General features: G+C 52.0%; 14 protein-coding genes. 1 reads left to right on the top strand and 13 read right to left on the bottom strand.

The genetic code is table 11. From position 1 onward, the window contains the following. On the top strand, positions 1–1,230 hold the full coding sequence (locus BMX22_RS02660; protein WP_074740395.1) for a sensor histidine kinase: 1,230 nt from the start codon (positions 1–3) through the stop codon (positions 1,228–1,230). 159 nt (positions 1,231–1,389) lie between these two features. On the opposite strand, the gene BMX22_RS02655 is transcribed toward BMX22_RS02660, so the two are convergent. From BMX22_RS02655 to BMX22_RS02595, 13 genes are all read right to left on the bottom strand, one after another. Beyond that, a complete protein-coding gene (locus BMX22_RS02655; RefSeq protein WP_074740393.1) occupies positions 1,390–1,878 on the bottom strand; it encodes a GNAT family N-acetyltransferase in 489 nt (162 codons plus the stop codon). Positions 1,879–1,891: 13 nt separating this feature from the next. Continuing rightward, a complete protein-coding gene (gene nspC, locus BMX22_RS02650; protein WP_074740391.1) occupies positions 1,892–3,031 on the bottom strand; it encodes a carboxynorspermidine decarboxylase in 1,140 nt (379 codons plus the stop codon). Next, entirely contained in the window at positions 3,028–3,342 is a 315-nt protein-coding gene (locus BMX22_RS02645) for a heavy metal-binding domain-containing protein (protein ID WP_074740389.1), read from the bottom strand. The genes nspC and BMX22_RS02645 overlap by 4 nt, the downstream gene beginning before the upstream one ends. 11 nt (positions 3,343–3,353) lie before the next feature. Next, positions 3,354–4,556 (bottom strand): saccharopine dehydrogenase family protein, encoded by a 1,203-nt coding sequence (locus tag BMX22_RS02640; protein WP_074740387.1) that lies wholly within the window; start codon positions 4,554–4,556, stop codon positions 3,354–3,356. A gap of 62 nt (positions 4,557–4,618) precedes the next feature. Continuing rightward, entirely contained in the window at positions 4,619–5,035 is a 417-nt protein-coding gene (locus BMX22_RS02635; RefSeq protein ID WP_074740385.1) for a GNAT family N-acetyltransferase, read from the bottom strand. Between the two features lie 13 nt (positions 5,036–5,048). Beyond that, on the bottom strand, positions 5,049–5,642 hold the full coding sequence (locus tag BMX22_RS02630; protein WP_074740383.1) for a DUF3592 domain-containing protein: 594 nt from the start codon (positions 5,640–5,642) through the stop codon (positions 5,049–5,051). Between the two features lie 4 nt (positions 5,643–5,646). Beyond that, positions 5,647–6,498 carry an agmatinase gene (gene speB / locus BMX22_RS02625; RefSeq protein WP_074740381.1) on the bottom strand — a complete coding sequence of 284 codons (852 nt, stop codon included), beginning with the start codon at positions 6,496–6,498 and terminating at the stop codon, positions 5,647–5,649. Further along, a complete protein-coding gene (gene speE / locus BMX22_RS02620; RefSeq protein ID WP_074740379.1) occupies positions 6,488–7,339 on the bottom strand; it encodes a polyamine aminopropyltransferase in 852 nt (283 codons plus the stop codon). The genes speB and speE overlap by 11 nt, the downstream gene beginning before the upstream one ends. 15 nt (positions 7,340–7,354) lie before the next feature. After that, positions 7,355–7,858 carry a hypothetical protein gene (locus BMX22_RS02615; protein ID WP_074740377.1) on the bottom strand — a complete coding sequence of 168 codons (504 nt, stop codon included), beginning with the start codon at positions 7,856–7,858 and terminating at the stop codon, positions 7,355–7,357. Positions 7,859–7,948: 90 nt separating this feature from the next. After that, positions 7,949–9,397, bottom strand: a complete 1,449-nt coding sequence (locus BMX22_RS02610) for an aminotransferase class I/II-fold pyridoxal phosphate-dependent enzyme (RefSeq protein ID WP_074740375.1) — start codon at positions 9,395–9,397, stop codon at positions 7,949–7,951. Continuing rightward, positions 9,390–10,160: an adenosylmethionine decarboxylase gene (gene speD, locus BMX22_RS02605; RefSeq protein WP_074740373.1), complete on the bottom strand. Its 771-nt coding sequence runs from the start codon at positions 10,158–10,160 to the stop codon at positions 9,390–9,392. The genes BMX22_RS02610 and speD overlap by 8 nt, the downstream gene beginning before the upstream one ends. A 376-nt stretch (positions 10,161–10,536) precedes the next feature. Beyond that, on the bottom strand, positions 10,537–10,830 hold the full coding sequence (locus BMX22_RS02600; RefSeq protein ID WP_143055459.1) for a DUF1294 domain-containing protein: 294 nt from the start codon (positions 10,828–10,830) through the stop codon (positions 10,537–10,539). A gap of 2 nt (positions 10,831–10,832) precedes the next feature. Beyond that, a complete protein-coding gene (locus BMX22_RS02595; RefSeq protein ID WP_074740369.1) occupies positions 10,833–11,993 on the bottom strand; it encodes a cation diffusion facilitator family transporter in 1,161 nt (386 codons plus the stop codon). Between the last annotated feature and the right edge of the window lie 135 nt (positions 11,994–12,128).

Below are 12,128 nucleotides of genomic sequence, written 5' to 3'. Positions count from 1 at the left end.
ATGAAGCGATTCGACAGGCTTCTGATAGTTGTGCCGCTGCTGATACTGGCGGTCATTGCTGCTGCGGATCTCATCCTCCTGCGGAGCAGCAGTTCAAGCAGACAGTACATAGTTGATGCGAACCGTATCGAGCAGCAGATCCTCAGCGGTAAAATGCCGTCAGCAGACGATCTCCAAACCGTTGACGCTATTGTAAAAAATGACGGCGATGAGGACTTTTTCCGAAGCGACGGTGAGTACCTTATACGCGAGATAAACGGTGAGCTCTATCGCATTGACTATACCGACGACAAAAGTTCATCAAATATCGGCGCTGTCATTGCCTTAGACGCTGCGCTTGCTGTCCTGCTCGTACTGATAATGGCGGTTTTGCTCTATATCAGACAAAACATACTCAAGCAGTTCGTCAGACTGAACGATGTTCCGTATCAACTCGCCAAGGGAAACCTTTCAGAGCCGCTGAAAGAGAATAAGAGCCGCTTTTTCGGGAAATTTGTTTGGGGACTCGATATCCTCCGCGGTGAGCTCGAGCAGTCCAAAACAAACGAACTTGAACGCGCACGCAAGGAAAAGACGATGCTTCTCTCGCTCTCGCACGATATCAAAACGCCGCTAGCTGCGATAAAGCTATATTCCAAGGGGCTGTCGCGCGGACTCTTCGGAACTGAGGAGAAGCGTCTCGAAGCTGCTGACTGCATAGGCGCGAAGGCTGACGAAATAGAGGGCTATCTCGCAAGGATGATAGACAGTCTGAACAGCGATTTCATGAGCTTCGACGTAAGTGTCGGCGATATCTACCTCTCTGCCGTTATCTGCCGCGTGACCGCGTATTATAAAGACAAACTCTCGCTTACAGGCACTGAGTTTGCCGTCGGAGAGTATGACGACTGTATGCTCTCAGCTGATGCGGACAGGCTTGAGGAGGTTCTTCAGAATATTTTCGAGAATGCCATAAAATACGGCGACGGCAGAAGCATCTCCATGACCTTTGCAGACGAGGAGGACTGCCGCCTGATAACCGTTTCAAACAGTGGCTGTACACTCACGGATGCGGAGCTCGACCACATCTTTGACAGCTTCTGGCGAGGCTCAAATGCGGGCAGCAAGCAGGGGAGCGGTCTCGGACTGTATATCTGTCAGCGCCTTATGAATGAAATGGGCGGAGATATATTTGCCGAGATAGAAAACGGCAATATGAATGTGACGCTTGTTTGTAAGAAGATCGCCTGATATTTCGTGCGGATATGCTCCGAGGCATGAGTAATCAGTGAAGCGGCAGTTTTCGGGATTTTCGCAGAGCATCTCTGTCGTAAGTGAGCAGAGTTGTCCTTATATTGAGAAAACTCGGAACGACAACTTCTCTGATAATCATGCAATGCCCATTCATGTTTAAAGAGTGCGGTAGTATTGGCAAATACTTGTGTACGAGCCGTCTTTCATACGGAAGCCGTCGGGAATTATGCCAATGTGGACGAATCCGAGTTTCTCATAGAGGTGGCGTGCATTGACGTTTGACTCCACTACGGCGTTGAACTGCATTATGCGGAAGCCTTGATGTTTAGCCTGTTTGAGGCTGTCTACAACGAGCTTCTCGCCGATGTGGTGCCCGCGGCTGTCCTTGCTGACGGCATAGCTGGCATTGCAGATATGTCCGCAGCGTCCGACGTTGTTCGGGTGGAGTATATACAGTCCTATCACGTCGCCGTAGTTGTTTTTGGCGACCGCACAGTATGTCTGCGCGGCGAAAAAGCCTTTTCCCGAATGCGGGTTGAGCACCTGTTCCTGCGGGAAAGCGATGCCCTCTTCGACGACCTCGTTCCATATACGTATCATCTGCGGAAGGTCGTCGTTATTGAACTGAACGACAGAAACGCTCATGATCTCACCTCAGTTATAATCTTGTGCGGAAGTCCTCATATCCGAACTCGCGCAGTTTCCTGATATTTCCGCCTTTCTCCAGAAGCAGTATCGACGGCAGCGGCATACCGTTGAAGGTATTGTTCTTGACCATTGAGTATATAGCCATATCCTCGAAAACGAGCCTGTCGCCTATGCGGAGAGGCTCATCGAAGGAATAGACGCCAATGGAGTCGCCTGCGAGGCAGGTCTGCGAGCCAAGCCTGTAGGAGTACGGCTTTTCGCCTTGAACACCGCTGTTCATGAGCGGCGGACGGTACGGCATTTCGAGTACATCGGGCATATGGCAGGCAGCCGATGTATCAAGTATTGCAATGGGCATATCGTTTTCGGTCAGGTCGAGTACCTCGGTCACGAGATATCCCGCATTTAACGCTATTGCTTCTCCTGGTTCGAGGAATACCTCGAGTCCGAACCTGTCCTGCAACAGCCTGATACAGCGCTCAAGGCGCGGTATATCGTAGTCGTGACGCGTTATGTGGTGACCTCCGCCGAGATTGATCCACTCCATTTTTTCAAGCAAGTCCCCGAACTTCTCAATAAGGGCATTCAGCGTTCTTTCGAGGTCGTCCGAGTTCTGCTCGCAGAGTGTGTGCATATGCAGCCCCGTCACTCCCGCGAGATCGTCATCACGGAAGTTTTTTCTCGTGATACCGAGCCTTGAAACGGGGGAGCAGGGGTCGTATATCTCGTGCCCCTCCTGCGTGGAGAATTCGGGGTTCACGCGAAGACCTATCTTCTTACCCGCAGCGAGTACGCGTTCGCGGTATCTGTCAAGCTGTGAGAAGGAATTGAAGATGATGTGTCCGCAGTACGAGACTATCTCATCAATCTCGCTTTCGCGGTAAGCGGCGGAGAATACGTGGTTCTCCATGCCCATTTCCTCATAGCCGAGCCGAGCTTCAAACAGTCCGCTGCACGCTGTACCGTCGAGGTACTTCGCAACGAGCGGATAGACGTGATAGCACGAGAACGCCTTCTGCGCGAGAAGTATTTTTGCGCCCGTTCTCTCGCGGACTCCCTTTAGTATTTCGAGATTACGGATAAGCGCCGACTCGTCTACTATGTAGCATGGAGTCGGCACGTTTCCGATTATTTTGCTAAGCTCTGTCATACATATTTAACGGCTGTGCCGTACGCGTAAACGTTGACTATGCCGCCCTTTGAGCTGTCGGAGATGACACAGCGGTAGCCGACTACAGCGTCCGCCTGCAAAGCGATAGCCTGCTGTATGATCTTGCCTCTTGCTATCTGGCAAGCCTGCATGATGAGCTCGGAGTAGGCTTCGAGTTCACCGCCCGTGCCCCATGAATTGATTGCCGTGAAGCCTTTTCCGAGGTTGATAAGCTGAGTGACAGCCCCCTCGACGAGCTCAATCGGCTCAAACGTTTTTCCGTTTATCGTATCTGTCGTAACAATAAGCATTATTATCCTCCTCAGTCAACGAGGACAGGGTTGAAGTCCTCTTCCCACGGGAGTCCCCACTTGTTGAGAGCGTCCATGAACGGGTCGGGATCGAATTCTTCGATGTTGAATACGCCCGCACCCTTCCATGTGCCTGTCATTATCATCATTGCGCCTATCATTGCGGGAACACCCGTCGTGTAGGAGATAGCCTGTGAGCCGACCTCCTTGTAGCACTCCTGATGGTCACAGATATTGTAGAGGTAGTAGTTCTTGTCCTTGCCGTCCTTCTTTCCGCGGAAGATACAGCCGATATTGGTCTTGCCGACAGTTCTCGGACCGAGCGATGCAGGGTCGGGGAGAACAGCCTTCAGGAACTGGAGCGGCACTATCTCCTTGCCCTCGTACATGATAGGTTCGATAGAGGTCATGCCTACATTTTCAAGGCACTTGAGGTGAGTGAGATAGCTCTGGCCGAAAGTCATGAAGAAGCGTATGCGCTTGATGCCTTTGATGTTGAGCGCAAGGGATTCGAGCTCTTCATGGTGAAGAAGGTACATATCCTTCTCGCCCACGCCCTTGAAGTTGTAGACGCGCTTGATCTCCATAGGCTCGGTCTCCACCCACTTGCCGTCTTCGATATAGCTTCCCTTAGCGGAAACTTCACGGATGTTTATCTCGGGGTTGAAGTTGGTAGCGAACGGGTAGCCGTGGTCGCCGCCGTTGCAGTCAAGTATATCGATGTAGTTTATCTCGTCGAACTGGTGCTTCATGGCATAAGCCGAGAATACTCCCGTAACACCTGGGTCGAAGCCGCTTCCGAGGAGGGCTGTGATACCCGCTTCCTTGAATCTTTCACGGTAAGCCCACTGCCACTTGTACTCGAACTTGGCTGTGTCGAGCGGCTCGTAGTTGGCTGTGTCAACATAGTGAGTCTTCGTAGCGAGGCAGGCGTCCATGATAGTAAGATCCTGATAGGGAAGAGCGAGATTGAGTACAACATCGGGCTTGTAGCTGTTGATAAGCGCGATGAGCTCGTCAACATTGTCAGCGTTTACCTGCGCCGTCTCGATGATGGTTTTAGTCGTAGGCTGGAGCTTCTCCCTGAGCGCGTCGCACTTTGACTTTGTGCGGCTTGCTATCATTATGCCCTCAAAGACTTCGCTGTTCTGGCAGCACTTGTGGATAGCTACGGACGCTACTCCGCCGCAGCCGATTATCATACATTTTCCCATTTTTCAAACTCCTTTTCGTTTATAATATTAGTTTCATAGGCTTGAATGACGATATACTGTCCTCAAACCCGAGTTTTTTTATACAGCGGATATCCGTCAGCAGAGGCCTTTAGCTCGATGTAGTCAAGCTCCATTTCCTTTGCGTCGGATATGAGCAGCTCCATTAGCTGTGAGGCTATGCCGCGATGCCTGTATTCGGGCGAAACATAGACGTTCAGCACTGTCCCCGTTCTGCCGTGAGGAAAGCTCGTATTCGGCGGCATTTCCTGCACTGTGAGGAAAGCCGAGCCGATGATATTGCTGCTGTCTTCGGCGATATACGCGAAGAGATCGCGGTTCAGGTGCTCCGCATAATAACGCGGGAGTCTTGAACGTATCTGTTCAGCCATTTCTGCGGACATCTCAGGAAAATCCTCCATTAGGTACGCCATGCGGATATCAGTGAGCCCGTCAGTTGTCTTTGCTCTGAAAATGTTCATATAAGCGTCTCCCTCAAGCCGTATCATCGTCGACGAGCCTGTCGATGCTTGTGTTGAACTCGCGCCGCTTGTAGAGACAGTACCCGATGAAGCCGCCCGAAAGAGCCAGCCCGACGATGATGAACAATACCGAATTCTTTCTCTCTACGGAGTATTCGGGGATATACACCCTTGTCGGGTCGTCGGGGTCAACGCAGACCGTGACCTCCTTGCCGCGCGTGAGCTTCCCTTTGTCGGAGTACGAGCTCCCTCTGTAGGTGTACTCCATGCCGTCATAGGTGTAGGCGAATATGGGCGCATAGACGAGCGACGAACTCGGGTCGTCAGAATCGGAGCGCATTGAATCGAAGTCGAGCACAATTCCTTCCGTCTTCACGGTACACGCCATTTTGTCCCTGACGCGGGAGTACAGCCCAAATGCGCCGATGAAAACGAATGCCAGTCCTGCGACAATGAATGCCATATGTATAAGCAGGTAAAATCTGAACATGAACTTCTTCGCCGAGTTAAGGTCGCTTTTCATGCGCTCCGAGTCGACATTGCCGTTCTCGTCGGTGTATTTGCTGCGGAGCTCCTCGCTCAGCTCATAGTCTTTCTCTTCGTTCATTTTCTTATGACAGCGCAAGCAGCATCTCGCGTATCACCTTGCAGGCTACGGCAGTCGAAACGCCCGACTGGTCGTATGTGGGGCTGAGCTCGTTGACGTCACATCCTACGATGTTGAGGCTGCTGCACACGAGCGTTACCGCTTTGCGCAGCTCATCGAACGATACTCCGCCTGCCTCCGGAGTGCCTGTACCCGGGAATATCGACGGGTCGAGGACGTCGAGGTCGAGCGTGAAGTAGACATTTTTGCCCTTTAGCTTCTCAACGGTTTCTTCAAGACCGTCAAAGCTGAACTTGTGCATTTCGGTGTGTTCGTCCGCGAAGAAGAACTCGTCACGGTCTCCGCTGCGGATACCGAACTGGAAGATGTGGCCGTCGCCGACGAGCTCATGGCAGCGTCTCAGCACGCAGGCGTGAGAGAGCGGCTGACCGAGGTATTCGTCGCGAAGGTCGGCGTGTGCGTCGAAGTGTACGATGTAAAGCTCCTCGTACTTGTCCTTCACAGCCATCACAGAGCCGAGAGTGACGAGGTGCTCGCCTCCTATCATGAACGGGAGCTTGCCGTCATTGAGTATCGTGTCGGAGCGTTGGGCGATATCGGCGATAGTGCGCCTCACGCTTCCGAACGGAAGCTCGAGGTCGCCGCTGTCGAAGTAGCTGTAGTCGAGCATATCCTTGTTCTGGTATGGACTGTAGGTCTCGATTCCGAAGCTCTCACTGCGTATGACTGCGGGAGCGAATCGCGTTCCCGGACGAAAGCTTGTAGTTCCGTCAAAGCCCGCACCGAAAAGTACGACCTTGGCGTCGTCGTACTCCGCATCGCAGGCGATGAAAGTCTGAATGTTCTTATTCAACATCTCTGAGCATCTCCTCAACGTAATTGGGCAGTGCGAAAGCACCGCAGTGGAGCTTGGTATTGTAGTATTTGGTCTTTATGCCGAGCATACTCCACTTTGTCGGCTCGTAGTCGCGGACAGGGTGGTACTTCTTCGACGCAAAGCCGAAAAGCCAGTGCCCCGAGGGATAGGTCGGGATATGAGCCTGATAAACGCGGCTTATCGGAAAGCTCTCGACAATGCGTTTGTGCGAGCGCTGCATAGCGGCAGCGTCCTCCGCGTAGAACGGGCTCTCATGCTGGTTGACCATGATGCCGTCTTCGCGCAGAGCCTTGAAGCAGCTTCCGTAGAATTCTTTGGTGAACAGCCCCTCTCCTGGACCGAAGGGGTCGGTGGAGTCGACGATGATGACATCGTATTTGTCCTCACAGCGGCGTATGAACTTTACGCCGTCTTCGTAGTATATGTGGACTCTTTCATCATCGAGGCGGCAGGCAGTAGTCGGCAGAAATTTCTTGCTGACCTCTACGACGAGTTCGTCTATTTCGACGAGGTCAATGCTCTCGACCGAAGGATACCGCGTGAGCTCGCGGACAACACCGCCGTCGCCCGCACCGATCACAAGGATATTCCTTGGCTCGGGGTGGACCGCCATGGGTACGTGGGTTATCATCTCGTGGTAGATGAACTCGTCCTTTTCTGTGAGCATCATGTAGCCGTCGAGCGTGAGAAAGCGCCCGAACTCCTTTGAATCAAAAACGTCGATACGCTGGAACTCGCTGTTCCCGCTGTAGAGCTGGTGGTCGACCTTTATCGAGAATTTGACGTTGGGAGTATGACGTTCGGTGAACCATAATTCCATAGTTTGCCTCCTTGTTTATTCGCGTCTGCCCGAGGGAGGACCGCCTGCGGGGACTCCCGCGAGCTTTAATGAGAGCTTCATGAAGAGGGGAGTCACGATAAGTATGATGACAAATGCCGCGACAAGACTGATAACGAGCGAACTCAGGAACATCACCGCAAAGGGCGGGAGCTGAGCATGTCCACCGCTCATTTTATTCGCCATGAAGCGGACGAGCACTATCATCACAAGGGTGATAACGGGGGTGTAGATAAGGTCGGAGACGAGAGCGTCAACGAGCTTTGCGCCGATACTGCGGGGCTTCATATTCTTGGTTATCGCCGTTGATATCTTCCGCATGGGCACGACGAAGCCGATGACAAGGCTGATAAGCGTGCTCACGATGAAGCTCACGATGAACACTATCGGTTTGAAGCCGCCCTCTGCGAGCAGATTGCCGAGGAGCGAGAGGCAGAAACTGAGAGTTACGCCCATAAACAAGCTCATAAGTATACTTACGGTTTTCATCTTTTTTTCCATAAAAACATCCCTTTCTTATAATTCGGAGTCCGGGATCATCGGTGTCCGACATTCAACGGACACATTATCGTATAATACGCCGGTGTTGATCTAAGCCAAAACGTTGAGCCGTTCGATGTTGATATCCTCCGTGCCCGTCATCTGGCAGCCCTTTTCCTTGGCATACCTGATGTACTCGATTATCTCCTTGGTGATGAGCTCACCGGGAGCGAGGATCGGTATTCCAGGCGGGTAGCACATTACGAACTCCGTGCATACCTTTCCCGCCGATTCTCCGAGCGGCACGGACACCTTGTCCGCATAAAAAGCCTTTCTCGGAGCTTCGCTTACCACGGGAGCTATATATTCATGGCTGAGCATATCAGCGCCTGTTCTGCCGAAGCGCCGCTTTATCTCTGACATAGCGCTGATGAGTCGCTCTATGTCACGTTTCCTGTCGCCGACGGAGATATATGCGAGAATATTGCCGATGTCGCCGAATTCTATCTGTATGTCGTACTCGTCGCGGAGCAGGTCATACACTTCTATCCCTGCAAGACCGACGGGAAGCGTGAACACGCTCAGCTTTGAGACATCGAAATCGTAGATGCTGTCGCCGTTTATCAGTTCGCGCGAGTAAGCGTAATAGCCGCCGATATCGTTTATCTCCGAGCGTGCGTACTCAGCCATCTCTACGGTCTGAGCGAAGATCTCCTTGCCGCTGAGCGCAAGACGCTTGCGGGAGATATCAAGGCTCGAGAGCAGAAGATAAGATGCACTTGTGGTCTGCGTGAGGTTGATGACCTGACGCATATAGTCGGCGTTTACGTGCTCGCCCATGAGCAGGAAGGAGCTCTGGGTGAGGCTTCCGCCCGACTTGTGCATACTTACAGAGGCTATGTCTGCGCCCGCTGCCATGGCTGTTACGGGGAAGTTCTCGCCGAAGTAGAAATGCGTGCCGTGTGCCTCGTCAACGAGCACGAGCATACCGTGCGCGTGAGCGAGCTCGGTGATGCGGCGGAGGTCTGAGCAAATGCCGTAATACGTGGGATTGTTGACCATGATCGCCTTGGCGTCGGGATTCTCGCGGATAGCCTGTTCGACCTGTGAAACAGACATACCGAGCGCAATGCCGAGCTGCTTATTCACGTCGGGATTGACGTACACGGGGACTGCGCCCGTGAGAATGAGAGCGTTTATCGCGCTCCTGTGGACATTTCGCGGCATGATTATCTTGTCGCCCTCCTTGCAGGCGTACATTATCATGCTCTGTACTGCGGAGGTCGTACCGCCGACCATGAAGAATGCATTGGCGGCGCCGAAAGCCTGTGCCGCGAGCATTTCCGCGTCCTTAATGACGGATACGGGGTGGCAGAGATTGTCGAGCGGCTTCATCGAGTTGACGTCGACGTTCATGCAGTCTTCGCCGAGAAATTCGGTGAGCTCCATATTGCCGCGTCCTCGCTTGTGTCCTGGGACGTCGAACGGGACTACTCTCATGCGCCTGAAGCGGCGGAGAGCCTCATATATCGGAGCATTCACCTGTGAGAGCTCAGTCATTTCCGTACACGTTCCTTCCGCTGAAAATTTCTATCATTTCCTTCCTGAGAGCGTTCGTGATGTCGAGCCTGCTTCTCGGAGGGAGCTCGTGGACATCGGTGTTGAAAAGGTAATTCTGCAAAATAATGTCCTTGATGAGCATTTTAGTATGGAACATATTTGCCTGATATACGTTGATATCGACTGCGTCGTACTTATCGAGGATAGAGCTGTCGATGTAATTCTGGATAGAGGTGATGTCGTGGTCTATGAACAGCTTTTCACCGTCAAGGTTGCGCGTGAAGCCGCGCACGCGGTAGTCCATGGTGATGATGTCGGAGTCGAAGCTCCCGATGAGGTAGTCGAGCGCGGTGAGCGGAGTTATCTTGCCGCAGGTCGCAACGTCGATATCCACACGGAAAGTGGCTATGCTTGTATCGGGATGATACTCGGGGTAGGTGTGGACGGTCACGTGGCTCTTGTCGAGGTGAGCGACTATCTCGTTGCCTCCTGCGGGTATCATCGTATCATCGGCGATAAGGAAGGTCGCGGAGGCGCCCTGCGGGTCGTAATCCTGACGCGACACGCTGAGCACCTGCGCACCTATCATCTCCGTGAGGTGGGTCATGATATCGGTGATACGCTCGGAGTTATACACCTCGTCTACGTATGCGATATATTCGAGCTGAGCCTTCGGCGTCTTAGCGTAACAGACGTCATAGATATTGAAGCTCAGAGACTTTGTCAGGTTGTTGAAGCCGTATAGCTTGAGTTTGTTTTCCATAATACACACCTCAGAAAAATAAAAACGTACAGACTGATTCAGCCTGTACGTGTAAAAATCACACTGCATAAAAGCATGGTAACTTCATTCTGGTTTCAGAGTCTATATAAGCAAAGATATACCTTTTACTACTCTTATTGACCTTTCACAAGCTGAGAACTTATAAAAACAATAAGGCAACAGAAGTTGCCAGCCGAATGGGATATCCGGCAGTCGGCATTTGACCCGCTGTCCGTATGGCGTTTACCCCCGTATCGCGGGAGTGGTCAAAGAATCTTGCTCTGAAACCGAAGCTTCGCTGCAATTTTATTCATTTTAACATAAAAAGAGGATTTTGTCAATAGAAAAAGCGGTCTGAGAAGAAAAAACTTCTTCCTTATTGGGACTGAATGAGCTTGAAGGCAAGAAAGCCGAGGAGAGCGAGCTGCCAGAGCAGTCCCGCATAGTTTACTGCCCAGAAATACCAGTGCTTGGTCTTGTGACGGAAGAGCTTCATGCCCGCAAGAGCACCGACTGCGCCGCCGAAAAATCCGAAACCGAGGAGCGTAGCCTCTTTTGTGCGCCACTTACCCTTTTCAGCCTTTACCTTGTCCGCCTTGTAGAGCACAAGCGCGACAAGTGACATAACGGCGAAAAATACGGCAGTACCCGCCAGAATGTAAGCATACATATTCATTCCTCCTGTTCACTCAGACTGAAATCGGTATCAAGCGTGCAGTAGAGCTCGTATTCGGGATATTTTTCCCGCACGCGGTTTACGACGTCATTGTACACGGCATCTCTGTCGGGAGCATCAAAGCTGACGATGATATCGAACTGGATGCGTTTCTGCTCTTCATCAAGATAGAAGCCGTGCGCTTCGAGAACGTGCTCCACCGACATGGCGATGCTGTATATCTCGCTTCTGACAGCTTTGTCGCGGTCATCGGTGACGCTGAATGTATATACGCTCAGTGCCGTGAGGATTATCCCGTGACGGACGTACAGTTCGATGGCGATCTGCCGCTGGAGCTGGTCTATCTCGCGTGCAGACAGCGTATCGGGCACTTCGATATGACCCGAGCAGTTGAACTTTTCGGGACCGTAGTCATGGAAGATGAGGTCATAGACCCCGTGTACCTGCGGGAAGCTCATTATACACTCTCTTACCTTGCGGGCTGTCTCTACGCTGACACGCTGACCGAGCAGATGAGATATGGTCTCCCTGAGCATTTCAATACCCGATTTCACGATAACGACCGAGATAACCGCACCGAGCCATGCCTCAAGACTGATATGCCAGACAAGGAAAATAATGGCTGCGGCGAGGGTCGAGGCGGAGATTATCGAGTCCATGAGTGCGTCTGTGCCCGAATTTACGAGTGAATCGGAGTTCACGCGCTTGCCTGTGCGCTTGACGAAGGTCCCGAGCAGTATCTTCACGACGACTGCGACGGAAACGATAATGATAGCTGCTGTGGAGTAATCTGGCGTTTCGGGCGCGATTACCTTCTTTACCGACTCTACGAGTGAGGTGATGCCTGCGTAGAGGATGATGACGGAAATTATCATCGAGCTGAGGTATTCGGCGCGTCCGTGACCCCAAGGGTGTTTGCGGTCTGGCTGTTTTTTGGCGAGCTTCGTGCCGATTATCGTGATGAGTGATGAACCTGCGTCACTGAGGTTGTTCACCGAGTCGAGGATTATCGCGATAGAGTGCGAGAGCAGCCCCACGACAGCCTTGAATGCCGCGAGGAATACATTGGCCATAATGCCGATTATACTTGTTTTTATGATAGTGCGCTCCCTGTTTTTCTCGTCGACAGCATGGGAGCTGAGTATGTCAGCTGACATGGATAACACCGCCTTTTGGATTTGTTTCTATTATTATACCAAATCAGCAGGTTTTTTTCAAGTCTGAAAAGTAAGAGCAGGCAAATCACGTGTTTGTAGGGGAGTGCCATGATAGCGAGACCATGCAAAAATACT

This window comes from Ruminococcus sp. YRD2003 (genome assembly GCA_900109435.1).
In the GTDB taxonomy this organism is placed as follows: Bacteria; Bacillota; Clostridia; order Oscillospirales; family Ruminococcaceae; genus Ruminococcus; species Ruminococcus flavefaciens_G.
The sequence above is the reverse complement of the archived record's forward strand: the minus strand, read 5'-3'. Positions and strand labels throughout refer to the sequence as shown.